We start from the raw sequence: 26,231 nt of genomic DNA on the forward strand, positions 1-26,231 counted from the left end.
ACAGATCATGATTCACGTATTGAATTTCAATAGTCAAATTATCGATTTTATCAGCCGTGATGATAACGCTGTAACTATAGCAAAATATCATAAGACGAAAGACAACGATTTGCTTGATATACGCATTTTAAGTCAACGTGCAGAACATTTTAAGAAAAGAAATCGTATCATCATTCAAGATAAGAATGGTGTATATCGCGAGTATATTATTGATCGCGCTGAAGAAGATGGCAGATACGTTGACGTAGAGTGTACAGCATCACATCTAGTTGATATTTCAACTTCTAAACCAATTCCTCCAGGAAAATATGAAAAGATGACGATTAATCAGAAGTTATCTGAAACTTTGAGAGATAGTGGTTGGGTTGTTGGTGATTGTGATTACGCGGGACTAAAAACGAATTCTTGGACGTCTGTACGAACGCCGTTAGAAATGATTAGTCAACTTGAAACAGCTCATGAAGTACAAGCAGATTATGAAATCGAAATCGATGGTTATGAAGTTGTTGAACGTCGTGTAAATATGAAAATACCGGCTCCTTTATTTAAAGGTAAAGAAATCGAATATGGTAAAGACTTATTAAGCATGAAGCGCGTTATTGATTTTTCGGAAGTTAAAACAGCGTTATTTGCGCTTGGTCCTGAACCTGAACAAGGAAAAAGAGTCGAAACATTTGTTTACGATGACGAAGCGCAAAAACAGTTTGATTTACCATATCGCTATATTTGGGGTGTATATGAACCTGAAACAGAAGACGACAACATGTCGTTACAACGACTGACGACTCTCGCTAAAACTGAACTTAATAAACGCAAATCAGCAGCAGTATCGTATGAGATTAGTGTTGTTGATATTGAAAAAGAATTTCCTCATGAAGTGATAAGATATGGTGATATTGTAAGAATCAAGAATCCTGACTTTACACCTACTTTGTATGCAGAAAGTGAAGTTATAGGCATCGAACATGACTTGATTAGCAATAAGTGTACTTACGAATTTGGTAAAGTCGTCGAGTATCAAGAAGATGATTTATTGCGCTATTTCAGAAATAGATTAGGCTACTTTAATCAGAAATTTAATGATAAATTCAGTAACGTCAATACAATCGTTAGAGAAAGCATCGAGGGAGAACTACAGTATTTTGAACGTAAGATATTAAAAGGTGATACACCACCAGAGAATCCTATTAACGATTTACTATGGTTAGACACGAGCAATACTAAAGTGCCTGTATTACGTCGTTACTTTAACGGTAAATGGATTAAGTCATCGGCCGAAAACGCTTCTGATGTAGGAGCTATTACACGTGAACAAGCGATGTATAGCGGGTTGAGTAATACATTCATAAACCTAACTATTCAACATAGTCGACTATTAAAAGAAGTTTCGGAAATTGTTGAATCAGAATACTTTGTTGATGTTGAGTTGAAAAAAGAAGTTAATGACAAGTTAAATGCTACTGTTGACGTGTTTAACCACATCAAAACAAACCTCGACAGTATGAATGAGGAAACGGCAACAATTGGAAAACTTATCGATACACAAGCATTATTTGTAGATTATCGTGAAAAAATGCAATCCTTATATAACGCTGTCGAAAATGCAAAAATTGCAATTGATGAGCGGTTTAAACTTTTGCAATCACAATATACAGACGAAAAGTTTAACGAGGCGATGGAAAAGGTTGCCAGTGCGTTACCTAATGGACATTGGGATTCTGATAATAAGCAATTAACAAGTGACGTTCCAAACGAAGCAAGATTAAAAGAAATTGAAAAAGTTTTAAAAGAGAATGTAAGTGAACTCGACAAAACTTTGAAAAACTATACCGATAGCGCAGTACTGAAAACAAGAAATGAATTAAGCGCCAGTGTGAGAGATATAGACGAAAAAGTTGAAAATCTTCAGTTTGGAGGTAGAAACCTACTTTTAGGAACAAATGATTTGCTAAAATTCGTGAGAATGGTAGGAGCGAAAGGCGATAGGTCTTTAGAGTCCTCTGAAACTTCTCGAACAGGGAATATGGTAAAAGTTACTAATATTGTCAGAACGAGTTCAAGTAGTGTTGTTGGTTTTAATTTTAAAGATATAGCACCATTGTTTGGAGTAGACCTAGAGGAATATGTGTTGAGTTTCTATTTAAAAACAAATAGTGAACAAAAAGTTAATTTTTTAGCATATAACACAGAGACGATAAGTGTAACACCTAAATTGATTTCGGATAAATTCCAAAGAGTAATCATTAGGTTAAGACCTAAAGCACTAAAAAAAGACGTACCACACCACAACGGTAATTTATATCTAGTGGGCGAAAATTTAACAGATTTATGGATTTACGATATTAAACTTGAAAAAGGTTTAATACCTACTGACTGGACACCTGCGCCAGAGGACACAGAAAATGCCATAAATAACGTTTCAAATTCTTTAGAACCTATCAAAATTCGCACGACAAAAGCCGAAAACAGCATCAAAGTGCTACAAGATAGTTTACTACTAACAGCAACAAAGACGGACGTACAACGCACGTTAGACGAGCAATTAAATCCGTTAAAAAACGAAGTGAATGAGCAAAAAGCACAACTACAAATCATGTCAAACTCGATTGATAGTAAAGTGAGTCAATCTGAATATACATCTAATTTGCAAGGTGTGGTAGAACGTCTAGATAATGCTGAAACACATCGTCAACAGTTAAGTAATCAAATTACCGATAGAGTTACTTTGAACGATTATAACAGTGGTATTGATAGCATGAAACAATATGCTGACGAACAAGTTAACAATTTAACTTTAGGTAACGTTAACCTTATCAAAAGCTATAAGTCACCAGAGTATTTAAAAACAGCAACGGTTGAAGATGATTATAGCTTACTTTTTTCGACAACAGGAAAAACTATCAATATCTTTTTTTATGATGCGAATGGTTATATTAACGTGCCGCTCGAAGAAAATACTGACTACATTTTAAAATTACACGAGGCTGATGAAAATATTGAAATGGGCGTCTTTTACAATAAGGGACGTAACATTATTAAAACGTACACAAAAGACAGGATAATACGTTTTAATACGGGTGATAAAGAGGACTTTAGAATTATATTGATTGCACGTGACGCAAATGTGCATGCTGGTAAATTAAGTCTATATAAAGGAACAAAAGAATTGGATTGGACACCTAATCCGGAAGATGTTCAAAAAAATATAGATAACGCTGAAACAAACGCAAAACAATACGCAGACACACTCAAACAACAACAAGATAAAGTATTGACAACATATGATACTCGTATCACACAAAATGGTAAAGACATTGAACAAAGAGCAACAAAAGAAGAATATAATGCGTCAAAACAGTTGCTAGATAAAACGATAGCGCAAGTCGTGACTAGCGCGGTCAATGGGGTGTCGTTAAGTTATAACGACAACGGCACTATTTCTGATTTAGTGTTGAACGATCAAGGCGTATTATTAAACTCTAGTCTTATCAATATCAATCAAGGCGACGTAATTATAGAAAATGGCGTTACTACAATTAAAAACTTGTCATCAGAAAAAATAAAAGTAGCATTTAATAATATTAGTACATCTTTGAGTATGACTGGAAATGGCTTAGAAACATGGGAAAATGGACAGATGACTAGCCTTTTAAACGGCGGAGGACACCATTTTTACAACAATACTTTTTATGTTGGGTATATTGGCACATCAGTTTTAACGGTAGACAGTTATACAAGAGGCTTGAGTTTGAGTTTGCAAGGTGCAGGTAATTTCATGGCGTTTACTTATAGCAAAGACAAAACAAACCCAGACGACGCATCAAACGTAGCGATGATGTGGTCAAAAGGAATTCCAGGCTATCGTCAAGGATTCTTTTACAATGAAGATATCGTTATAAGAGACACACGAGTTTTAGAAACTGCTTATTTAAGACCGTATGGAATGGAACCAAAATATAGACTAATGTTTTCGGGTAGAGTGCTGGAGAAACAAGAAGGCGTCGGCATTCAGTACAATAGCGTTAATGGATCTGGCATTCACTTTTCTAACGCGAGTATCAATATAATCTCTAAAACTAAAGACGGCGGATGGCAAGGGATGAACGTTGCAGGAGACTATATCACTTCTAACGCAATTTACAACAGAACATATTCTAGTGCCTCGAACGTATACATCACTTCTTATGGAACATTAGGACGTTCGACATCAGCTAGTAAATATAAATTATCGCAAGAGAAACAGTTCAACGATGAAGAACAGCAATATAACCATTCTAAGAAAATTTTAAATTTAGATGTTAAGACATGGTTTGATAAATTTGAAGCTGAAACGTATGCTCGAGAAATTTTGACAGGTGAACGTCAAGAAAACGAAAATTTTAAGCTGAAAAGATACGCAGGGTTAATCGCTGAAGATGTTGAGTCGGTTGGACTTAAAGAATTTGTGACTTATGGAAAAGATAAAGAAATTGAAGGTATTGAATATGACAGGTTGTGGATTCATTTAATACCCATCTTAAAAAAACAAAACGAAGAAATTGAAAAATTAAAATCTGAAATGGAAGTGTTAAAATATGGAAAATAATCAAAATCAAGATGTGACGATTGATAATAAGTATTTAATTAGTGTACTTGAACAAGAGAACAATCAACTTATTCATGAGAATAGAATACTTAAAGCATATATCGAACAATTAAAACACGTTAAAAATGAGCCTGCTCAACAAGAGTAAGGCTATTTTTAATATATTAAAAAATTTAGGAGGAATTATCATGAATCAAATCACTGAATATTACTTAGTTGAAGTTAATAAACAAGGAGAAGAAAGTCCTTTGACACAAAACTATTCAAACAGTTTTATGAGAGGTGCAACACCTAACACAGCTTTTAAATTTAACGAAGAAGAAAAGGTGAAACAAGCGTGCAAAATCCAAAACATGCTCGCAGGAATTTTTAACAACGGCACAGAGACATACTATGTAAAACAAGAGGTGACGCGTACAAAGTACAATCAAGACGGCACAGTGTACGAAGAAACAGCAGAGGAGCCGTCAATGAGAGAAGAGACAGAATAGACCTCTAAACAAATAGAGACAGAGGAGGTACAGTTATTTGAAAAAGCAAACTTTTAGTGAAACGATTGCATTTGTTTTAATTTTTGGATTAAGTGCTTTTACTTTTGTAAGAGCGCTTTTTTGGTCTTATGAACAAAACAAAGTCATTAAAGATTCTGAATTTTATCTGAGATTACATGAAGTTATGCCTATCTGGGCGTGGGGTTATTTATTGATGATTGCGTCCATAATTTTGATGTCATCGGCTTTTTTTCTGCCACGACAACCTTACAATAACATATGTAATTGGTTGCTTTTAGTGGGCGGATTATCAAGCGCTATTATCTATTTTTTGATGACGAGTGCAAGTATATTCAATGCGATTAATTGGCTGACATGGGCACAATTTGCTGTATTAACTGTTGTGTGTGGTGCGATTGGTTTCCTCGGAGGTGCGGCGATTTATGAACGACGACAATAAATTCGTTTTAAGGCACGAATGGGAAAATTCAAGAGGTAAGATATATGAGAAAATTAACGAGAATGATCGTAAACACACAGAAGCACTGAACAAATTAGAAAAGACAGTTGATAGACAAGTTTTACTACAAGAGCGTGCCTTTGAGTCCCAAGAGCGTTCAGAAAAACATCTTGAAACATTAAACGAAACAATGCTTAAATTTGGTAATGACTTTACAGAGATTAGATTTAAAGTACAAACACATGACGAAAAACTAGAAGACATTTCTAACGACATCTCAGAAAAGCAAAAAGGAAATGTACAAATTACAACGACGATTATTACTGGCATTTTCGGCGTTATCATGGCAGCGCTAGGATTAGCGCATTACTTTTTTTAAGGTCGGCGCTTATGCGTCGGCTTTTTATTTTGAGGAGGATTATATATATGAATAAATCAATGGTATTAAGAACAGCAGTATTAATTTTAGCTTTAGTGAATCAATGGTTAGCTAATCACAATATGTCACCACTTCCAACAACGGAAGATGACCTTAACACACTCATCTTAACAGGTGCAGCATTGTGGACTTGGTACAAGGATAACCCCGTTACTAAAGAGGGTATTTGGGCAAATCAAAAGCTAAAAAAATATAAGGCTGAGAAGAAATTCGCTAAAGCGACAGGGCAAGCACCTATTAAGCAATCGGTTGAACCTGCTCACCCGTATGATGACATCGACCAAAATATTTAAGGGGGTTACACGATGAGAACGAAACAAGAAGCAATCAACTGGATAAATAAATCGGTGGGCAAACAATATGATTTTGATGGCGCTTATGGCTACCAGTGTTACGATTATGCTAATGCTTACTTCAATTATATGACTGGTTTAGCGCTGTACGGAATGTACGCTAAAAATATTGCTATCGATAACGCCAAAACATTAGCTAGCGTCGCAACAGTATATAACAACACACCAAATTTTTTACCGCAAGCGGGCGACATTGTCTTATTTAATGGACGTTACGGAAACGGTGCGGGACACGTCGCAGTCGTTACACAGGCAACGTTAGACAGCTTTGAAGTTGTTGAGCAAAACTGGCTCGGTGGCGGCTTTGTTAACGACTTTCCAGGTTGGGAAACAGTCACAAAAAGATGGCATTACTATGACAATCCAATGAAATTTATTCGATTGCATTATGCTGAAAAGAAAACGATTAAAAGTATTCTACCGGCTAAAAAACCTAAACCAGTAAAACGTAAAATCGTTTTGGTTGCCGGTCACGGATATAATGATCCTGGCGCTGTTGGAAACGGCACAAATGAACGTGACTTTATTCGTAAGTACATTGTACCTAATGTCGCTAAATACTTGCGTACAGCGGGACATGACGTGTACTTATATGGTGGTTCAACAATGAAACAAGATTTATATCAAGATACTGCATACGGTCAGCGTGTAGGTAATCGTAAAGATTATGGTATGTATTGGATTAAAAACACTCAAAAACCGGACGCGATCATTGAGTTTCATCTAGATGCAGCAGGTGCATCAGCGAAAGGAGGACATGTTATCATTTCAGGACAATTCAAAGCTGATTCAATCGACAACACGATTCAGTCTGTAATTAAGTCAAATGTGGGGCAAATTCGAGGCGTAACGCCGCGCAATGACTTGTTGAATGTAAACGTATCGGCAGAAATTAACGTCAATTACAGACTGTCTGAGCTAGGTTTTATCACAAGCAAAAAAGATATGGATTATATCAAAAAGAATTATGACAAATATGCCAAAGACATTGCGGGTGCGATTCATGGCAAGCCAATTGGTGGAGCTCCAGCAAGTAAAAAACAAGCTAAACAAACGACGTGGAACTGGGGCGGTGTATTCTACCCTAATCAAGCAATTAAAGTTAGACGTGAACCTGGATTAAAAGGTGAAGTGGTCGACAAAGGATCGTGGCTATACAATAAAAACGATTGGGTTGAATTCTACCAAGTTATTAAAAAAGATGGCTACTGGTGGATTAAGTTTAAATATCAAGCTCCAGGAGCAAGCAAAAAGTTTTTCTATTGTGCAGTATGTAAGATTACTGACAAAGAAGAAAAAATTAAAAAAGAAAAATACTGGGGCAGTATTAAGTGGGCATAATGTGGTATACTAACAGCACACGACATGATTTAAGGGTAGCTTATACGGCTGCCCTCTTTTTTTATGTTATAATTAAGTTGAAATAGCGGTATACATCTGCGGAGTGTACTCGAGGGTAACTGTTGCGACGGTTGCCTATCCACCCACCACACCCTAACTGGTGTGGTATTTTTTGTGCGAAAAATAGAAAAAGTTAGTGAAAATAGTAGACGAACGTATACGTATTTGTTATAATATATATAGGAGGTGAGGGAAATGAGGCGAAAACAACGAATAAAAAAAGAACACCGAGAAGATGTTGAGTACAAATTAAAGATTGCAACTTTTATCGTGTTACTCTTAACATTCATCTACAAGGTGTTCTAAGGTAAGACCCCGAATGGGGCTCCTTACCTCTCATTATATAAAGGAGTGGTTAAAATGAAAAGAGAAACGAAACAAAAAATTTCATTCGCTTTGACAATTGGCATTCTAATACTAGCAATTTTATTATTCATTATATAGGGGATTTCGCCTCATTTCATAATTATGGATAGTTTCCGAAAAGTTTACGAAAGCATTCAATATCTAATTAAAAATAAATCAATCACAAGTTACAAAATCGAAAAAGAAACTGGAGTAAGCAGAGCGAAGATTGGAAGATTAAGAAACGGCAAAAATAAAATCGACGATCTAACACTAGACACTGCTGAAAAATTATACAATTACCAAAAGGGGTTGGAAGTAATGGAAAAATTAAAAAATAAGGTAGTAGAATTAGAAAATGAAAATAATATTACATTAATTGATAGTCTCGGTCAGTATTTTACTGACATCGAAAACGACAATAACGGTCGTTTCAACGTTGAATATGTTTTGTTGAATAAAGTTGAGCATGACAATGGCAAGATGTATTATGAAGTTCAAATCAATAGAACTGAAGAAGTGCCATTCGACGATATGGTTACAAAATATAATGTAGACGCTTTAGAATCTAAATGGCTCGAACTAGATCAAGCCGGAGAAAATTATATAGAAAGCATCTTCTTCGAAAATGAACAAGATGCTGAAATTTATATTACGTTAGTATTAAAAGGTAATAAAAGTTTTGCTGGCATCGCAAAAGATATTGGCGTAATCGAATAATAAATCACCCCGCCTGCAATAGGTGGGGTTAATGATAGTTATGTAACAAGCGCGACATTAGTAGTCCCGTTTATATTTATGTGGCTGTCTAAATCAAAACGTAATAAAGCAATTGGGCGTGCCTCAGTTGTACCTACATTTTTCGGTGTAAATGAACCTATTTTATTTGGTGCACCCATCGTATTAAATCCTATATTCTTTATACCATTTATCATGGCACCCATTATTAATGTGTGGATTTTTAAGTTTTTTGTTGATGTCATTGGTATGAATAGTTTTAGTGTGTTCTTACCTTGGACGACTCCAGGTCCATTAGGAATCGTGATGGGGACAGGATTTGGTGTGTGGTCATTTGTTTTAGCAATGACTTTAATCGTTGTTGATACTTTCATTTACTATCCATTCTTCAAAGTCTATGATAATCAAATTTTAGATGATGAGTTGAAAGGTATTGACAGTACGAACGAATTACATGCAAAAGTGGGAGAAAACTTTAATACGTCAAAAGCAGATGCTATTTTAAATGCGTCTACAAATCAATCCGTCGCTGATATGACTCAAGAAGCAAACAGTTCAAACCCTATTACTAAACCTATTAATGTACTTGTACTATGTGCTGGAGGAGGAACAAGTGGTTTACTAGCCAACGCTTTAAACCAAGCTGCTACGGAGTACGAAGCACCTGTTAAAGCTGCTGCAGATAGTTATGGCGCACATATGGATATTATGAAGGATTTCGATCTCGTCATTTTAGCCCCACAAGTTGCTTCAAACTATCAAGATATTAAACAAGATACAGATAGGCTCGGAATAAAGCTTGTTAAGACACAAGGTGGGGAATACATTAGCCTTACTCGTGATGGCCAAGCAGCTTTGAAATTTGTGCAAGATCATTTTAGATAAAAGGAGATCAAAATCTAATGAAAAAGTTACCAGAAGACTTTATTTTTGGTGGTGCTACAGCAGCATATCAAGCTGAAGGTGCGACAAATATAGATGGTAAAGGTAGAGTAGCGTGGGATACTTATTTAGAAAAAAATTATTGGTACACAGCAGAACCAGCTAGCGACTTTTATCATCGCTATCCTGTTGACTTAGAGTTAAGTGAAAAATTTGGTGTGAATGGAATACGAATATCAATCGCATGGTCACGTATTTTTCCTAAGGGCTATGGAGAGGTTAATCCTAAAGGTGTAGATTATTATCATCGTCTTTTTAAAGAATGCATGAAAAGGAACGTTGAACCTTTCGTAACATTACATCATTTTGATACACCAGAAGCTTTACATTCTAATGGTGACTTCTTAAACAGAGATAATATTCAACATTTTGTTGATTATGCTGAATTTTGTTTTAACGAGTTTAAAGAAGTGAATTATTGGACAACATTCAATGAAATCGGACCTATTGGGGATGGCCAGTATCTTGTAGGGAAATTCCCACCAGGTATTCAATATCATTTTGAAAAAGTGTTTCAATCACATCACAATATGATGGTTGCACATGCAAAAGCAGTTGCTTTATTCAAGGAACAAGGTCATCAAGGTGAAATCGGTGTTGTTCATGCCTTGCCTACAAAATATCCTTTTAACCCGGACGATCCTGAAGATGTTCGCGCGGCTGAATTAGAAGATATTATCCATAATAAGTTTATATTAGACGCAACGTATTTAGGGCATTACTCTAAAGAAACGATGGATGGCGTTAACCACATTTTGAGTATTAACGGTGGGGCACTGGATTTAAGACCAGAAGATTTTGAAATACTAGAAGTTGCCAAAGACTTAAATGATTTCTTAGGAATTAACTATTATATGAGTGATTGGATGCGTAGTTTTGAAGGTGAAAGTGAAATTACGCATAATTCTAAAGGTGACAAAGGCGGTTCAAAATACCAACTGAAAGGGATTGGGCAACGTGAATTTGATGTAGATGTCCCTAGAACAGATTGGGATTGGATGATTTATCCTCAAGGTTTGTATGATCAAATTATGCGTGTAAAAAAAGATTATCCTAATTACAAAAAAATTTATATTACAGAAAATGGATTAGGTTATAAAGACGAATTTATTAATGATACAGTTCAAGACGATGCACGTATTGATTATGTCAAACAACATTTAGAAGTGATTGCAGATGCGATTGAGGATGGAGCTAATGTAAAAGGTTATTTCATTTGGTCATTAATGGACGTGTTCTCATGGTCCAATGGCTATGAAAAACGTTATGGTTTATTCTATGTTGACTTTGAAACACAGCAACGCTATCCGAAAAAGAGTGCATATTGGTATAAGAAACTCGCAGAAACACGAATCATTGAATTATAGTATGAAAAACCGAGACTTTTAAACGGGTCTTGGTTTTTTGATATTAAAAAACCCCACTGACACAGTAGGGTGTTAATAAAATATTACATTGACGCTTTAAGCTTGTTTTAACTTAACTATGTTTATTTAGAAAGAAGTAAAAGCTTCAATGTAATAATATCATAAGTATTCACAATTATCAAATGATTTGCGATAATATTAATAAATAAATTAAATGGAGGTAAGTGTAATGGGTCGAAAACCTTATATTTTAAGTCTCGATATTGGTACGGGAAGCGTCGGATATGCGTGTATGGATAAAGGTTTTAATGTTTTAAAATACCATGATAAAGATGCGTTAGGTGTATATTTATTTGACGGTGCACTAACAGCTCAAGAACGGAGACAGTTTAGGACATCAAGAAGAAGAAAAAATCGTCGGATTAAACGTTTAGGACTACTTCAAGAATTATTAGCGCCATTAGTTCAAAACCCTAACTTTTATCAATTTCAAAGACAGTTTGCGTGGAAAAATGACAACATGGATTTTAAAAATAAGAGTCTTTCTGAGGTTTTAAGTTTCTTAGGCTATGAGTCAAAAAAATACCCAACGATTTATCATTTGCAAGAAGCACTTTTATTAAAAGACGAAAAATTTGACCCTGAACTTATCTATATGGCGTTATACCATTTAGTGAAATATAGAGGACATTTTCTTTTCGATCATTTGAAAATCGAGAATTTAACCAACAATGATAACATGCATGATTTTGTAGAACTGATTGAAACATATGAAAACCTTAATAATATCAAATTGAACCTTGATTACGAGAAGACAAAAGTCATCTATGAAATTTTAAAAGATAATGAAATGACTAAAAATGATCGAGCCAAACGTGTGAAAAATATGGAGAAAAAACTTGAGCAATTCTCAATCATGCTTTTAGGCCTTAAATTTAATGAAGGTAAGCTATTCAATCATGCTGATAATGCAGAGGAGTTAAAAGGAGCGAACCAATCGCATACTTTTGCTGATAATTATGAGGAAAACTTAACGCCATTTTTAACGGTAGAGCAATCGGAATTTATTGAGCGTACCAATAAAATTTACTTATCGTTGACACTTCAAGACATCTTAAAAGGTAAAAAATCGATGGCAATGTCAAAAGTAGCGGCTTACGATAAATTTAGAAATGAATTAAAACAAGTGAAAGACATTGTATATAAAGCGGATTCAACGAGAACACAGTTTAAAAAGATTTTTGTTTCGAGTAAGAAAAGTTTAAAACAATATGATGCGACTCCGAATGACCAAACCTTTAGTTCACTCTGTTTATTCGATCAATATTTAATTCGACCTAAAAAGCAATATTCATTATTAATTAAGGAACTCAAAAAAATCATCCCTCAAGATAGTGAATTATATTTTGAAGCGGAAAATGACACGTTGTTAAAAGTTTTAAATACAACAGATAACGCAAGTATTCCGATGCAAATCAATTTGTATGAAGCTGAAACCATTTTGAGAAACCAACAAAAGTACCATGCTGAAATTACTGATGAAATGATTGAAAAAGTTTTAAGTCTTATTCAATTTAGAATCCCTTATTATGTTGGACCGCTTGTTAACGATCATACAGCTTCCAAGTTTGGTTGGGTGGAACGAAAATCAAATGAAAGCATTAAGCCATGGAACTTTGACGAAGTTGTGGATCGTTCGAAAAGTGCTACTCAATTTATTAGACGGATGACGAACAAATGTTCATATTTAATAAATGAAGATGTATTGCCGAAAAATAGTTTGTTATATCAAGAAATGGAAGTATTAAACGAATTAAATGCGACCCAAATTAGACTCCAAACAGATCCAAAAAATCGCAAATACAGAATGATGCCTCAAATTAAATTGTTTGCAGTTGAACATATCTTCAAGAAGCATAAAACAGTTAGTCATAGTAAATTTTTAGAAATCATGTTGAATTCAAATCATCGCGAAAATTTTATGAATCACGGTGAAAAGCTGTCTATTTTTGGAACGCAAGATGATAAAAAGTTTGCTTCGAAATTATCTTCCTATCAAGATATGACTAAAATTTTTGGGGATATTGAAGGTAAAAGAGCACAAATTGAAGAAATCATTCAATGGATTACTATTTTTGAAGATAAAAAAATATTAGTCCAAAAATTGAAAGAGTGCTATCCAGAGTTAACGTCAAAACAAATCAATCAATTGAAAAAGTTGAATTACTCGGGGTGGGGAAGATTAAGTGAAAAACTATTAACGCACGCGTATCAAGGACACTCAATAATTGAATTGTTGAGACATTCTGATGAAAACTTTATGGAAATTTTAACAAATGATGTTTATGGCTTTCAGAATTTTATAAAAGAAGAAAATCAGGTACAATCAAACAAAATTCAACATCAAGATATTGCAAATTTAACAACTTCTCCAGCATTGAAAAAAGGTATTTGGTCAACAATTAAATTGGTGAGAGAATTGACTTCAATATTTGGTGAACCAGAAAAGATTATTATGGAATTTGCGACAGAAGATCAACAGAAAGGGAAGAAACAAAAAAGTCGGAAACAACTATGGGATGACAATATCAAGAAAAACAAATTAAAATCAGTGGATGAATACAAATATATTATTGACGTCGCTAATAAATTGAATAATGAACAGTTACAACAAGAAAAGTTATGGTTGTACTTATCTCAAAATGGGAAGTGTATGTATTCTGGACAAAGCATAGATTTAGATGCACTATTATCTCCAAATGCGACAAAACATTACGAAGTGGACCACATCTTCCCTAGAAGTTTTATTAAAGACGATTCAATCGATAATAAAGTGTTAGTCATTAAAAAAATGAACCAAACAAAAGGGGATCAAGTTCCGTTACAATTCATCCAACAACCTTATGAAAGAATCGCTTACTGGAAAAGTTTAAACAAAGCGGGATTAATCAGTGACAGTAAATTGCATAAATTAATGAAACCAGAATTTACTGCAATGGACAAAGAGGGATTTATCCAACGTCAGCTTGTCGAAACGCGGCAGATTTCTGTTCATGTGAGAGATTTTCTTAAAGAAGAATATCCGAATACGAAAGTGATACCAATGAAGGCTAAAATGGTGAGTGAATTTAGAAAGAAATTTGATATTCCTAAAATACGTCAAATGAACGATGCACATCACGCAATTGATGCTTATTTGAATGGGGTTGTATATCACGGAGCGCAACTTGCTTATCCTAATGTAGATTTATTTGATTTCAATTTTAAATGGGAGAAAGTAAGAGAGAAATGGAAAGCTTTAGGTGAGTTTAATACGAAGCAAAAGTCGAGAGAACTGTTCTTTTTTAAAAAGCTCGAAAAAATGGAAGTGAGCCAAGGTGAACGGCTTATTTCAAAAATCAAGTTAGATATGAATCATTTTAAAATCAATTATTCTAGAAAGTTAGCAAATATACCACAACAATTTTATAACCAGACAGCAGTATCACCAAAAACAGCAGAACTAAAGTATGAATCCAACAAAAGTAATGAAGTTGTTTATAAAGGACTCACGCCTTATCAAACTTATGTTGTTGCAATTAAAAGTGTGAATAAAAAGGGAAAAGAGAAAATGGAGTATCAAATGATTGATCATTACGTATTTGATTTTTATAAATTTCAAAACGGTAATGAAAAAGAATTAGCATTATACTTAGCACAACGTGAGAATAAGGACGAGGTATTAGATGCCCAGATTGTTTATTCACTAAATAAAGGTGATTTATTATACATTAATAATCATCCTTGCTATTTTGTTTCGAGAAAGGAAGTAATTAATGCAAAACAATTCGAGTTAACTGTTGAGCAACAACTTTCTTTATACAATGTGATGAATAATAAAGAGACAAATGTTGAAAAGTTACTCAAAGAATATGATTTTATAGCTGAAAAGGTAATTAACGAATATCACCATTATTTAAATAGTAAGTTAAAAGAGAAAAGAGTTCGGACGTTTTTTTCAGAATCTAATCAAACGCATGAAGATTTTATAAAAGCATTAGACGAATTATTTAAAGTCGTTACAGCATCCGCCACAAGATCAGATAAAATTGGAAGTCGAAAAAACAGTATGACTCATCGTGCATTTTTAGGAAAAGGAAAAGATGTTAAAATCGCATATACATCAATTTCAGGCTTGAAAACAACGAAACCTAAGTCATTGTTTAAATTAGCGGAGTCTAGAAATGAGCTTTAGAACAGTAATCATAACGAAAGAATCGAAATTGTCACTTAGAATGAATCAATTAATTGTTAAAAGTGAAAATTTAAACCGTATTCCTTTAAACGAAATTCTGTGTCTAGTCATTGAACATCCTAATGTGTCAATGACTGGGCATCTCATGAACGCATTAAGTGATCAAAAGATTGTAACGATTTTATGTAATACGAAACATTTGCCTAATACACTTTTATTACCCCTATACGGTCACCACAGACAAGCAAGACTTATCCAAAATCAAATGAATTGGAAAAACGAAAGAAAAGGTCAACTTTGGCAGTTATTAGTCAAGCATAAAATTTTAAACCAAAAGCAAGTAATTCAAGAGTGTTTTAAAGAAAGAGACAGTGAGTTATTTGACGCATTTGCAAATAATGTAGAGTTAGATGATAGTACCAATCGCGAAGGGCATGCGGCAAAAGTTTATTTTAATATCATATTAGATCCTGGGTATGCACGTGGTGATGACACGGCTCAAAATGCGGCTATGGATTATGGCTATCAAGTATTATTAGCAATTGTAGCAAGAACGATTGTAAGTAAGGGCTATCTTACTGAATTGGGCATTAAACACCATAATGAATTTAATATTTATAATTTAGCGTCTGACTTTATGGAGATTTTCAGGCCACTTATAGATTATTTGGTTTTAAAAAATGTAGAACAACAATTTGAAACCGAACAAAAAAGAGCAATATTGGATATTTTAAACAGAAAGCTCAAGATTGATAACAAAAAATATTATTTTCTGAATGCTGTAGAAATATATGTAGACAGTTTATTTAAATATTTGTCGAATGGGAATAGAGAGGTTATTAAAATACCAACTTGGACCTATTAAGACCATTTTATTCTAATTTATAAATACTATAGAACATTAAGGAGCTATGAGTTGAGGTGAGATATTTGAGATTAATTTTAATGTTTGATTTACCGGTAGAGACATCGAGTGAAAGACGAGCATACCGGCAATTTGTTAAATTCCTAACGAATGAAGGGTATGTGAGGCTCCAATTCTCAATATATTGTAAGTTGATTTTTAACAGTTCTACATTAAATTATCAAATCACCAAATTAAAAAGTGTGGTACCTTCAAATGGTATCGTCCAGACGTTAGTTGTGACAGAAAATCAGTTTTCAAATATGAAGTGTTTAGTTGGAAACCCTCCAAAAGGCCAGATAGGGTTAAGTTCTGAAAGAGTGATTGAATTATGAAAATTGCAAGCCATGTCACCGAGGTTCTCGAAATTAAAGAACAAAGTTTAAATATTATAACATTTGAAGATACCGATCTGTGTGGAATGTTTATACAAAATTTTATGGATTATATGACGAATAAACCAGTCGTAGAAAATCAGTTCGCACATTTTATATCAGATGACTATGAAACGATAAATTCTAAAAACTTTCATCCGATTATTTTAAATGGTGGAGATAGAGATGTATTAGGGCAAAAATTAATAGAAGAAAAGGTGTATCAAATTTTTGAAGAGCAGATCATTAAATGTGAAACAACAAACTATGAATTTTTAAAATTTGAACAAAGTCTAACCCATCTAATAAGCAGTTTAGGTATATATGACAGTGATTATCAAATAGAGTTGCAGTCATCAACATTTAAATTAAGGAAACTTTTGAAATTGTTTGGATTAGATTTTCACAACCAGCTGAAAGATTTAAATGAACTTAACAAGAGAAAAGCATTCATTGATTTACTCATTCATCCAACAAAAGAAAACATTTTAATTATATTATTTCCGGAATCACATCTTGGCATACACGATATTAAAAAGTTTATACACCTTATAAAGAGATATAAATTTACCACGATTATTTTCACTAATCATCCTTCTATCATTATTAACGAGGAAAACATATTTCTTTGTAAAAGTAATAAGAAGTGCCACGACATCGAAAAAATATATGAAGAATTAATGTTATTTGTGCCTGAAGAAGTAGTGAGTCATCAATTAGTTAACATGATTGCATATCACGAATTCGTTGGTGAAAACCTTTCCGAGTATGAGCGATATTTTAAGTTTATCAATCATTACAATTAGGCTATACTATATTTAACATTATATGATAGAGAAAAGTTGATCCAACGATGAAGTAATGACTATGTGACTTCATTCGTGATGAAGAGTGTTAACTTTATCATCGAGTATCATATCTGACTTCTTTTAATAGTGCTAAGCCTCAATTTTGAAAAGGATTGAGTTAATGTTTTTGGATTTGAGGTTTTAGCACTATGTTTATTTAGAAAGAGGTAAAACTTTACCTGATAATCCAATCTGTTGTCCTTGTTTTAGCACTATGTTTATTTAGAAAGAGGTAAAACTGCATGTACAAAATATACTGAATGCAACCTGTTTTAGCACTATGTTTATTTAGAAAGAGGTAAAACAAAACTGGTGTCAAACCCGTGATATTATAGTTTTAGCACTATGTTTATTTAGAAAGAGGTAAAACAAATCTTTGAATAACACATGTGAAAAGTTGTTTTAGCACTATGTTTATTTAGAAAGAGGTAAAACTAAAATCAGAAACGAAAGGGCAAGCAGTAGTTTTAGCACTATGTTTATTTAGAAAGAGGTAAAACCTTTAAACTTATTTCTTAAATCTAAATCAGTTTTAGCACTATGTTTATTTAGAAAGAGGTAAAACTGTCATTTGTTGAAAGTGTTGAGTACTTGCGTTTTAGCACTATGTTTATTTAGAAAGAGGTAAAACGAAGTATTGGGTTTATTGGCCGGTCCAATGTTTTAGCACTATGTTTATTTAGAAAGAGGTAAAACGAACTCTGTTAACACGTGAATGATGTAATCGTTTTAGCACTATGTTTATTTAGAAAGAGGTAAAACAAATAGATGAGGAAACTTTTAATAGTATCAGTTTTAGCACTATGTTTATTTAGAAAGAGGTAAAACATATTGAGCATATTCAATTTGTTTTTCAGTGTTTTAGCACTATGTTTATTTAGAAAGAAGTAAAACCTGTGGAATATTTTGAGTAACTTCTGTTGCGTTTTAGCACTATATTTATTTAGAAAGAAGTAAAACCAACGTGCCATTTGTCATGTTTTTACGCGTGTTTTAGCACTATGTTTATTTAGAAAACATCATCAACCTTCTTTATAATCGTACATCAACCTCACTATGCCTTCAAAATAAATAAGAGGCATTGTGGGCTTTTTGTGTTTATACGAAATGTTGTACGAATCTCTCGATTGTGCCACCATGTTATAATAGGTATAAATTGTTCATAAAATAAATAGAAAGCAGGGGAAATCTATGGAAGCAATTATTGCAACTCAACCGTTCCAATTAGCAGAAGGTCAAAAGTTTGAAAAAGTATCGCGTGAGCTCCCAACACCAGAGGCGCATGATATTTTAATCAAAGTGTACGCAACAGGGATCAATCCGGTTGATACGAAAATGCGGCAAGCCCCGTTAAATGCTGAGGCACGTGTCCTAGGTTTTGATGCGGCAGGTGTGGTTGAAGCGGTCGGCGATGCGGTTACGGATTTCAAACCGGGTGACCGAGTATATTATTCAGGATCGAATCAACGAGATGGCTCAAATCAGACGTATCAGCTCGTGAATGAAAATTATTTAGCGCATATGCCGAAAACATTGTCATTCGCTGAAGCGGCGGCGTTACCTTTAACAGCGATTACGGCTTACGAAACATTGTTCGATGTATTCAACATTTCTCCAAATCCTCAACAGAACCAAGGTAAGACGTTGTTCATCATTAACGGTGCAGGCGGTGTTGGAAGTATCGCCACGCAAATAGCGAAGACGTATGGTTTGACGGTGGTCACTACGGCATCTCGTCCAGAAACAAATGCTTGGTCTAAAAAGATGGGGGCAGATGTTGTGTTAAATCATAAAGAAGATTTAGCTAAACAATTTGATGATCAAAACTTGTCACGTCCCAATTACATTTTCTGTACATATGATACAGACCACTATTACGATGTGATGATTGACTTAGTACAGCCTAGAGGTCATATTGCGACGATTGTTGCGTTTAATAAGAATCAAGATTTGAATGCTTTGAAACAGAAAAGCATTACGTTTACGCATGAATTTATGTTTGCGCGTGCAATTCATGGTGTCGACGAAGGGATGTATCGCAAATATTTAGAAGATGTAACTGCAAAAGTCGATGCAGGTCAATATCAAACGACTTTAAATTCAGTCTTAACAGGTTTAACGCCGGAAAATGTATTGAAAGCGCATGAAATGATGGAAGCACAATCGCATATCGGCAAACTTGTCATTGAAATTGTTGAATAAATTGCACAGAAGAGGGAATATGACTGTTAACTAACGATTAAGGGGAAGTTAAAGTCATGAAACAAACAAAGAAAAAGAAACATGTGAGTCTCGTGTTTTGGATATCGTTACTGTTATGTAGTTTATTCGTCCTAGTTGGCGCAATTTTTCCAAAACAGATGGAAGAAACGACGCAATCGATCACTACTTGGATTGGCCAAAATTTTAGTTGGTACTATTTATTATTGTTATTGGCTATTTTCTTGATTTGCGTTTATTTACTTTTTTCGAGATACAGTCAGATTACATTAGGTGAAGAAGGGGAAGAGCCGGAATTTTCATTAAAATCATGGTTTGCGATGTTGTTTAGTGCAGGAATGGGGATTGGTTTAGTATTTTGGACGACAGCTGAACCTATTTCACATGCCTACACGGCGACACCTATTCATCAAGCTGGAACGCAAGCGGCTATTGATGACAGTTTACAATTCGCCTTTTTTCATTGGGGCATTCATGCATGGGCGGTCTACGCGATCGTTGCGTTGGCATTTGCATATTTCAACTTTCATAAAGGCTATCCTGGATTAGTGAGTGCGACGTTAACACCGCTGTTTGGTGAAAAACAGATGCAAGGACCGCTTGGCAAATTGTTAGACATACTTGCGGTTATTGCGACAGTAACAGGTGTATCGGCAACATTAGGTTTCGGTGCGCTTCAAATTAGTGAAGGTTTAAATTTCATATTTAATATTCCAGCCAACTTCACAACACAAATTTTGATCATCATTATGGCGACGGCGTTATTTATTTGGTCGACATGGTCTGGACTAAGTAAAGGAATTAAAATGTTAAGTAATATTAACATGATTCTTGCTTTTATCGTGCTCGTAGTTGTTTTTATCATTGGGCCGACGCTTTACATATTAAACATGTTTACGAATAGTTTAGGTCATTACATTGCACACTTTTTCGATATGAGTTTACGTTTAACGATTAACAATCCAGAAAAGTCACAATGGATTCAAAACTGGACGGTCTTTTATTGGGCATGGTGGATTTCATGGGCACCATTTGTAGGTATTTTCATCGCGCGTGTTTCAAGAGGGCGAACGATTAAAGAATTTATCATAGGTGTGTTATTCGTACCATCACTCGTCTGTTTCATTTTCTTTTCAGTATTTGGCGCATCAGCTATTTATTTACAGGATAATGGTATTGCGAATATTGCGGGTGAAGCGATTGAGACAGCCACGTTTGCGACGTTGGAACATTTTCCACTTGGCTTCGTCATGAGTATTGTCACACTCGTGGTCGTGATGATTTTCTTCGTGACATCAGCAGATTCAGCGACTTATGTGCTCGGTATGCTCAGTACAAATGGTGACAATTATCCAGGCAGTTGGGTGAAAGTCAGTTGGGGCATTATGCTCGCACTTTTTGCATTCATTATGTTACTGACAGGTGGAACGCAAGCTATTCAAAATTTATTAATTATTGCGGCGCTCCCTTTCTCATTTGTGATTATCTTTATGATTTGGTCATTATTCAAAGCCCTTGCTGCAGAACGACCACGATTAAGTAAAAGAAAATGATCACTAAACATTAAGAAGTGAAATTGTTAGATAACAGTTTCACTTCTTTTTTTAATGGTATCTAATTCTTAAAAAATGACGTGCAATTGATTGACTGCGATTCAATGATAACAATATCTTTTTCAATATTTCTTTTAAGCAAAAAAATGTAAACATAATTATATCGAAAAAACTTAGATACAAAATAACAAATAAATTTTTTGGAAATATGACAAAAATTTAGTTTTTCTGTTAAAAATGAGGGTATATACCTGATGTAAACAATTGAATAGGAGGTGGCATTTGATTATGACACGAATCAAAAATTTTATTCTTGGCTTGTTGATAGTCATTATCGTAGGTTTCTTGTTATTTATGTATATTGATTATCAGCCAATCAAAGAGTATCAAGATTACTTTTATCAGTTTAATTGGTTCCAACCCTTATTAATTGGTCTAGCTGGATTACTTATTCTTATCGGTTTGATTTTATTCTTAAGAGCTTTCAAACCCACATATCGTAAACCGGGGCTTTATAAAGATTATTCAGACGGCCATATTTATATTTCACGTAAGTCTATCGAAAACACGGTTTATGATACGCTTTCGAAATATGATGAGGTTCGTCAACCGAACGTCGTATCAAAACTTTATAACAAGAAAAAGAGCAGTTTCATTGATATTACAACAGATTTTATTGTTCCATCAGAATCGGCGAATGTTCCATCACTCGTTGAACAAGTAAGATTAGACATTAAAGAGAGCGTTGAACGTTTCTCAGAATTGCATGTCAAATCAGTTAAAGTCAATGTCCGTGACCAAAAAAGAGACAATGGTCCACGAGTCGTGTAAAGGAGGGGTCCTATGTCTAATGAAAATCGAAACGGTCAAAGTGAGCGAGATTCAGTAGAGCAATTTGCGAAGCTATTACAAAGCTACAAATGGCGTATCATTGGGTTTTTCTTCTTCCTCATTATTGCCATCTTGTTTTTAACACTTGGCTTTTGGAAAACGATTTTAATCATCGTATTATGTTTAATCGGTATTGGTGTGGGGTATATTAAAGACCGTACACAAGATTTCTTAAATTTACTTAATCGGTTAAGTTAATTCAATAATCATGGAAAAAGAAAAATAAAATAAATAATAAAGGAGTTTTTGAAATGACAGTTGAAAATAATAAAGTAAAAGAAAGTTACAATAGAGAAACAGGCGTGAATGAAAAAGAAAGACAACAACGTGAAGATAATCAAGGACAACAATTTTCAAATAGCTTAACTTTCTCTGATGAAGTTGTAGAAAAAATTGCAGGGATTGCAGCACGTGAAGTTCGTGGTATTTTAGATATGAAAGGCGGCTTTGTGGATAGCATTAGCGGTTCATTCTCAGGTGGCAACAATGTGACACAAGGTGTATCTGCTGAAGTTGGCGAAAAACAAGCAGCAATCGACTTGAAAGTTATTTTAGAATATGGTGAATCTGCGCCGAAAATCTTTCGTAAAGTAACAGAATTAATTAAAGAACAAGTGAAACACATTACTGGTTTAGACGTGGTTGAAGTTAACATGCAAGTGGATGACGTGATGACACGTAAAGAATGGCAACAAAAGCATGAGAAAAACAAAGATCAAAACGAGAACAAAGGTTTACAATAAGATATAAAAAAGGGAGGTATACGCTGGAATATGGCGTATACCTCCCTTTTTTATATCTTTGTTAATCAAGTCTAAGCGACGCGTTTTTTCTTCAACATTACGATAATGATAAAGCCGATGAAGCCAATACCGGCAGCGAAATAAATCGTCGCATGTAAATCGATATGTGACACGATTAAACCACCAAGTAAGGCACCAAAACCGATACCCGCATTCAACGCAGACATGTTCCAACTCATCACTTGACTGTTATCCCCTTCTACTTGATCAATGAGCCCGGATTGTACCGCTGGATTGGTACTCCACTGAATAATATGCCAAATGAATAAAGCAATCAGTAAAATAGTAGATGCTGTCCAAAGTTGATTTAAAACGAGCATGACGATGACAAAGGCTCCACCACTCACTAACAGCCATGTTTTAAATGACAGTTTATCTGTAAAGAACCCCCCCATGGATGTCCCCAGCATGCCCGCGATACCGATTATGAGTAGGGCGAGAGAGACAAATTGGATGTTATGTCCGCCAGATAAAATGAGTGGATTAATGTAAATATAAGCCACTGAATTTGCTGTTAATAATATAAAAGTAATCGATAGGAGTTTTGTCACTTCTCCTTTGTCTAAAATTCGGCTAGTATGATTTTGCGTAGGCTGTAGGGATGATTTTACTTCTTTTGGCAAATAAATCGTGAGCAGTACGCCTGCAATCAATCCGACTAAGATGATGAGCCCGAATGTAAAACGCCATCCTGCCCAATCGCCAATTAATGTACCAATCGGAACACCGAATACGTTGGATGCACTAAACCCTGTATACACAATGCCTAACATTTTACCACGGTTTTCAGGTCGCGCTAATACGACAGTTGTGGAAAGTATTTTAACGACGATCAATGCAGCGGCTGCTGACGAAATGATACGACCGATAATTAAAATCGTAAAGTTAGGGGAGAGTGCAATCATCAAATTTCCTATTACGAAAAAGGCAATCGCTGATAGTAACACACTTTTAGGTGAATATTTTTCGGTAAGTTTCACTAAAATAGGACCTGTTAAAGCAAAAGTAAAAGCATAAATCGTCACGAGTTGACCGATCCATGCTTCTGATATATTTAAATCTGCGCTCATCAGATTCATAATGCCAGCGACAACCATTTCAACCATTCCTACGATAAAAATACTTAACATAAACGTTAAGGTACGCATGATTGTCATAGTCATTCTCCTCAAATGTAATTTTTGTCTATAAGTTATTTTAATACAATTACATAGGATAAGAAATACTTTTGACTCAATCTTTAGTAGAAATATGTTATTGTGCTACTTTTAAATCAATGATTTTGAAAGTGGATTGTCGACTTTAATATATGTGTATTCATGTGCTTCATCCATTAACCGCATCGTTGTCACACATTTATAATCAATCTTTTCATTAAAGAATACGTTTTGCATGTGGGCTAAACGTTCTGGATTAATGTCAGCGGCTTCAAGCTTGTCAAAACATTGTTCGATTTGTTGACGAACGATAGACCATAACGTGTTTTCGAGTGCAACATCATCATAAAAGCGTGAGAGCACTGCGACGAGTTCACCGAGATGATTTTGAATCGTTGAGTAAAAGGCTTTGTTGAACACTGATGTTTGACTCTTCGTCAGTATTCGTGATTTTTCATGGAAATGAGACGTATCATAGCCCATTTGTGCTAACTGTTCTGCATCGATGCGTAAGCCTTCAAAGTCACGGATGAGCATATGTGAAAAGGCGCCAGTACTTGGCTCAAATACAGCAATCGTGTTTTGTAAATGTGCTTCTAATGCGATACCGTATTTCACTAATAGTGGCACGACGTAATCAATGAGTGAAGCGGCGTATGTTTTAAACCACTGTGCACGTACGTCGATGTCTGTTGTGGTGTCATTTGTTTGCCTAAAACGTTCAACCAATTCGACGATAAGTGGACACGCTGTTTCTGGATGTGTGACGACTAGACTTGATGGAATAACTGGCAAGCGCTCACTGTCAATCATGTCATAAATATTTTGTCTAAATAGCGTGCCTAACTGTTCGCTACGTCGTTCTTGTTCATCAGGGTGACTGTCTTTCGGTTGATAAAAATGAGCGCCGGCAATTTCTGGTACTGGTGAAGTTGAGACGTTGTTGAAAAGTGCATCTCGTGCTGAAATGTCGGTTAAAATGTTGGTCATTAAAGGTCCGTTATGCGTCGTCTGTTCTGACAGAGTACGGATCTCGCCAGTAATGTGCACATTAGTTGAAAGCTTAATATGGGGTGAAACGTCAGGCTTTTTAGGCATTAATGTGCGAAAAGACAATCCTGCATAATATGATTTTGTATAATCTAACGGGATGATTGCTTTTGTATCAAGTTCGTGTTGGTATTCTGTGCGAATAATATGTTCATATTGCCACGGATGAACGATCAAAGGCATATAATCTTCTAGTGGCGCATCCGAACCTATCGCTTGTAACGCAACTGACTTCAACCCGTCAAATGCATGATAGACCGCTTCTGCATATGTGCCATGTTGTGCCATTGTACGTGCGACATCATGATGAACAAGTATGAACTGCATCAGCATCGCGTGTTGATATTCTGAGGAGTAATCAATGGTTTCTTGTGCGGACATGCCTTTACGTAATTTTGCACCAGGATGTAACGGATGCCCTTCAACAACGAGTTGCTCAGAAGTTAAGTAAGGATCATCCTGTGCTTCTATATAATCAAGTAATGATGGCGCGTCTTTTAATGGATGTTGTGCTTGGTAACTCAGCGCCAGAGCCATATGTGCGGCACTATTCTCCATATCATCACGAAACTGTTCTGCGGCTGCTCCTTGATAGCGTGTGTCTTCATTAATGATGACATCAAGTACTTCGTTAGGATGCAATACGCGACGGTCCTCTCCATCTGCTGTTCTCCAATAAAACGGTCCTGTCACATCAACACGGTTAAATGCGTGATGACTGATGACACGGGCATATAACGTGAGCTGACCATATGTAAAGTGAATCATAAGTAGTTCGCCGGATGGAATAGCAGAGTGCGCAAACTGTTCTGCTTGTATAAACGTGCTATGGGTATAACTTCCAACCAAGTTTTCACGATACAGTGATGCCATCAGTCGTGCTGTGATTTTGTCACGACCTACTAAAACGTGGCGTTTAAATTGTGTAGCCCAGTTCGAATCAAATTGGAGAACTGCTTGATAATTTTCCATTTCATCTTTTGTAAAGTCTTTCTCCATCATACTCAGATGATTTTGTTCCGTTTTCATGACGACACCTCATTCATTTTATTTTACAAATACGAAAAGGATTCGTA

The 26,231-nt window shown here is 35.0% G+C and carries 20 protein-coding genes, 2 pseudogenes and 1 CRISPR repeat array; of the genes and pseudogenes, 20 read left to right on the forward strand and 2 right to left on the reverse strand.

Going from position 1 to position 26,231, the window contains the following annotated elements; genetic code table 11:
* Window positions 1-7: 7 nt before the first annotated feature.
* The 20 genes and pseudogenes from P3U61_RS03045 (at window position 8) to P3U61_RS03140 (ending at window position 22,888) form a co-directional block, all read left to right on the forward strand.
* The gene (locus tag P3U61_RS03045) at window positions 8-4,585 is read left to right on the forward strand and encodes a phage tail spike protein (RefSeq protein WP_323695713.1); all 4,578 of its coding nucleotides are present in this window, start codon (window positions 8-10) and stop codon (window positions 4,583-4,585) included.
* Window positions 4,575-4,733, forward strand: coding sequence for a hypothetical protein (locus P3U61_RS03050; protein WP_020219680.1), 159 nt, complete (start codon window positions 4,575-4,577; stop codon window positions 4,731-4,733). Before P3U61_RS03045 ends, P3U61_RS03050 begins: the two co-directional genes overlap by 11 nt.
* Window positions 4,734-4,773: 40 nt before the next feature.
* On the forward strand, window positions 4,774-5,076 hold the full coding sequence (locus P3U61_RS03055) for a hypothetical protein (RefSeq protein WP_100008545.1): 303 nt from the start codon (window positions 4,774-4,776) through the stop codon (window positions 5,074-5,076).
* 37 nt (window positions 5,077-5,113) lie between these two features.
* A complete protein-coding gene (locus P3U61_RS03060; RefSeq protein WP_086429241.1) occupies window positions 5,114-5,536 on the forward strand; it encodes a hypothetical protein in 423 nt (140 codons plus the stop codon).
* Complete coding sequence (locus P3U61_RS03065) at window positions 5,520-5,915, forward strand: hypothetical protein (protein WP_020219677.1); 396 nt, start codon at window positions 5,520-5,522, stop codon at window positions 5,913-5,915. The genes P3U61_RS03060 and P3U61_RS03065 overlap by 17 nt, the downstream gene beginning before the upstream one ends.
* A 47-nt stretch (window positions 5,916-5,962) precedes the next feature.
* Entirely contained in the window at window positions 5,963-6,268 is a 306-nt protein-coding gene (locus P3U61_RS03070; RefSeq protein ID WP_096588836.1) for a phage holin, read from the forward strand.
* 12 nt (window positions 6,269-6,280) lie between these two features.
* Window positions 6,281-7,669, forward strand: coding sequence for an N-acetylmuramoyl-L-alanine amidase (locus P3U61_RS03075; RefSeq protein ID WP_189695472.1), 1,389 nt, complete (start codon window positions 6,281-6,283; stop codon window positions 7,667-7,669).
* 528 nt (window positions 7,670-8,197) lie between these two features.
* Window positions 8,198-8,398 (forward strand): annotated as a pseudogene (locus tag P3U61_RS03080) (helix-turn-helix domain-containing protein); the annotation flags it as partial.
* On the forward strand, window positions 8,396-8,794 hold the full coding sequence (locus P3U61_RS03085; RefSeq protein WP_199576802.1) for a hypothetical protein: 399 nt from the start codon (window positions 8,396-8,398) through the stop codon (window positions 8,792-8,794). The pseudogene P3U61_RS03080 and the gene P3U61_RS03085, both read left to right, overlap by 3 nt.
* 45 nt (window positions 8,795-8,839) lie before the next feature.
* Window positions 8,840-9,697 (forward strand): annotated as a pseudogene (locus tag P3U61_RS03090) (PTS lactose transporter subunit IIBC); the annotation flags it as partial.
* Window positions 9,698-9,714: 17 nt separating this feature from the next.
* Window positions 9,715-11,121 (forward strand): 6-phospho-beta-galactosidase, encoded by a 1,407-nt coding sequence (gene lacG, locus P3U61_RS03095; RefSeq protein WP_099997489.1) that lies wholly within the window; start codon window positions 9,715-9,717, stop codon window positions 11,119-11,121.
* Between the two features lie 229 nt (window positions 11,122-11,350).
* Window positions 11,351-15,355, forward strand: a complete 4,005-nt coding sequence (gene cas9 / locus P3U61_RS03100; RefSeq protein WP_199613447.1) for a type II CRISPR RNA-guided endonuclease Cas9 — start codon at window positions 11,351-11,353, stop codon at window positions 15,353-15,355.
* The gene (cas1, locus tag P3U61_RS03105; RefSeq protein WP_199613448.1) at window positions 15,345-16,220 is read left to right on the forward strand and encodes a type II CRISPR-associated endonuclease Cas1; all 876 of its coding nucleotides are present in this window, start codon (window positions 15,345-15,347) and stop codon (window positions 16,218-16,220) included. The genes cas9 and cas1 overlap by 11 nt, the downstream gene beginning before the upstream one ends.
* A gap of 80 nt (window positions 16,221-16,300) precedes the next feature.
* Window positions 16,301-16,594 (forward strand): CRISPR-associated endonuclease Cas2, encoded by a 294-nt coding sequence (gene cas2, locus P3U61_RS03110; protein ID WP_014613261.1) that lies wholly within the window; start codon window positions 16,301-16,303, stop codon window positions 16,592-16,594.
* Window positions 16,591-17,439 carry a hypothetical protein gene (locus P3U61_RS03115; RefSeq protein ID WP_187530761.1) on the forward strand — a complete coding sequence of 283 codons (849 nt, stop codon included), beginning with the start codon at window positions 16,591-16,593 and terminating at the stop codon, window positions 17,437-17,439. Before cas2 ends, P3U61_RS03115 begins: the two co-directional genes overlap by 4 nt.
* 180 nt (window positions 17,440-17,619) lie before the next feature.
* Window positions 17,620-18,441: a CRISPR direct-repeat array (repeat unit 36 nt; unit sequence GTTTTAGCACTATGTTTATTTAGAAAGAGGTAAAAC).
* Between the two features lie 231 nt (window positions 18,442-18,672).
* On the forward strand, window positions 18,673-19,683 hold the full coding sequence (locus P3U61_RS03120; protein WP_020220315.1) for a zinc-binding alcohol dehydrogenase family protein: 1,011 nt from the start codon (window positions 18,673-18,675) through the stop codon (window positions 19,681-19,683).
* A 56-nt stretch (window positions 19,684-19,739) separates the two neighbouring features.
* Window positions 19,740-21,254 carry a BCCT family transporter gene (locus P3U61_RS03125; RefSeq protein WP_199613449.1) on the forward strand — a complete coding sequence of 505 codons (1,515 nt, stop codon included), beginning with the start codon at window positions 19,740-19,742 and terminating at the stop codon, window positions 21,252-21,254.
* Between the two features lie 288 nt (window positions 21,255-21,542).
* Window positions 21,543-22,085: an alkaline shock response membrane anchor protein AmaP gene (gene amaP / locus P3U61_RS03130; RefSeq protein WP_037542471.1), complete on the forward strand. Its 543-nt coding sequence runs from the start codon at window positions 21,543-21,545 to the stop codon at window positions 22,083-22,085.
* A gap of 12 nt (window positions 22,086-22,097) precedes the next feature.
* Window positions 22,098-22,343: a DUF2273 domain-containing protein gene (locus tag P3U61_RS03135; RefSeq protein ID WP_015729488.1), complete on the forward strand. Its 246-nt coding sequence runs from the start codon at window positions 22,098-22,100 to the stop codon at window positions 22,341-22,343.
* Between the two features lie 53 nt (window positions 22,344-22,396).
* The gene (locus P3U61_RS03140; protein WP_014613267.1) at window positions 22,397-22,888 is read left to right on the forward strand and encodes an Asp23/Gls24 family envelope stress response protein; all 492 of its coding nucleotides are present in this window, start codon (window positions 22,397-22,399) and stop codon (window positions 22,886-22,888) included.
* 71 nt (window positions 22,889-22,959) lie between these two features.
* On the opposite strand, the gene P3U61_RS03145 is transcribed toward P3U61_RS03140, so the two are convergent.
* Together P3U61_RS03145 and P3U61_RS03150 are read right to left on the reverse strand one after the other, a co-directional pair.
* Window positions 22,960-24,105: an MFS transporter gene (locus P3U61_RS03145; protein ID WP_014613268.1), complete on the reverse strand. Its 1,146-nt coding sequence runs from the start codon at window positions 24,103-24,105 to the stop codon at window positions 22,960-22,962.
* 111 nt (window positions 24,106-24,216) lie between these two features.
* On the reverse strand, window positions 24,217-26,184 hold the full coding sequence (locus tag P3U61_RS03150; protein ID WP_199613450.1) for an IucA/IucC family protein: 1,968 nt from the start codon (window positions 26,182-26,184) through the stop codon (window positions 24,217-24,219).
* Between the last annotated feature and the right edge of the window lie 47 nt (window positions 26,185-26,231).

This window comes from Staphylococcus pseudintermedius, assembly GCF_034042775.1.
Lineage (GTDB): Bacteria > Bacillota > Bacilli > Staphylococcales > Staphylococcaceae > Staphylococcus > Staphylococcus pseudintermedius.

What these genes read in the sequence shown, in the direction of transcription:
- P3U61_RS03045 (WP_323695713.1), top strand. Translation starts at nt 8, where the DNA reads ATGATTCACGTATTGAATTTCAATAGTCAAATTATCGATTTTATCAGC.
- P3U61_RS03050 (WP_020219680.1), top strand. Translation starts at nt 4,575, where the DNA reads ATGGAAAATAATCAAAATCAAGATGTGACGATTGATAATAAGTATTTA.
- P3U61_RS03055 (WP_100008545.1), top strand. Translation starts at nt 4,774, where the DNA reads ATGAATCAAATCACTGAATATTACTTAGTTGAAGTTAATAAACAAGGA.
- P3U61_RS03065 (WP_020219677.1), top strand. Translation starts at nt 5,520, where the DNA reads ATGAACGACGACAATAAATTCGTTTTAAGGCACGAATGGGAAAATTCA.
- P3U61_RS03070 (WP_096588836.1), top strand. Translation starts at nt 5,963, where the DNA reads ATGAATAAATCAATGGTATTAAGAACAGCAGTATTAATTTTAGCTTTA.
- P3U61_RS03075 (WP_189695472.1), top strand. Translation starts at nt 6,281, where the DNA reads ATGAGAACGAAACAAGAAGCAATCAACTGGATAAATAAATCGGTGGGC.
- P3U61_RS03085 (WP_199576802.1), top strand. Translation starts at nt 8,396, where the DNA reads ATGGAAAAATTAAAAAATAAGGTAGTAGAATTAGAAAATGAAAATAAT.
- lacG (WP_099997489.1), top strand. Translation starts at nt 9,715, where the DNA reads ATGAAAAAGTTACCAGAAGACTTTATTTTTGGTGGTGCTACAGCAGCA.
- cas9 (WP_199613447.1), top strand. Translation starts at nt 11,351, where the DNA reads ATGGGTCGAAAACCTTATATTTTAAGTCTCGATATTGGTACGGGAAGC.
- cas1 (WP_199613448.1), top strand. Translation starts at nt 15,345, where the DNA reads ATGAGCTTTAGAACAGTAATCATAACGAAAGAATCGAAATTGTCACTT.
- cas2 (WP_014613261.1), top strand. Translation starts at nt 16,301, where the DNA reads ATGTTTGATTTACCGGTAGAGACATCGAGTGAAAGACGAGCATACCGG.
- P3U61_RS03115 (WP_187530761.1), top strand. Translation starts at nt 16,591, where the DNA reads ATGAAAATTGCAAGCCATGTCACCGAGGTTCTCGAAATTAAAGAACAA.
- P3U61_RS03120 (WP_020220315.1), top strand. Translation starts at nt 18,673, where the DNA reads ATGGAAGCAATTATTGCAACTCAACCGTTCCAATTAGCAGAAGGTCAA.
- P3U61_RS03125 (WP_199613449.1), top strand. Translation starts at nt 19,740, where the DNA reads ATGAAACAAACAAAGAAAAAGAAACATGTGAGTCTCGTGTTTTGGATA.
- amaP (WP_037542471.1), top strand. Translation starts at nt 21,543, where the DNA reads ATGACACGAATCAAAAATTTTATTCTTGGCTTGTTGATAGTCATTATC.
- P3U61_RS03135 (WP_015729488.1), top strand. Translation starts at nt 22,098, where the DNA reads ATGTCTAATGAAAATCGAAACGGTCAAAGTGAGCGAGATTCAGTAGAG.
- P3U61_RS03140 (WP_014613267.1), top strand. Translation starts at nt 22,397, where the DNA reads ATGACAGTTGAAAATAATAAAGTAAAAGAAAGTTACAATAGAGAAACA.
- P3U61_RS03145 (WP_014613268.1), bottom strand. Translation starts at nt 24,105, where the DNA reads ATGACAATCATGCGTACCTTAACGTTTATGTTAAGTATTTTTATCGTA.
- P3U61_RS03150 (WP_199613450.1), bottom strand. Translation starts at nt 26,184, where the DNA reads ATGAAAACGGAACAAAATCATCTGAGTATGATGGAGAAAGACTTTACA.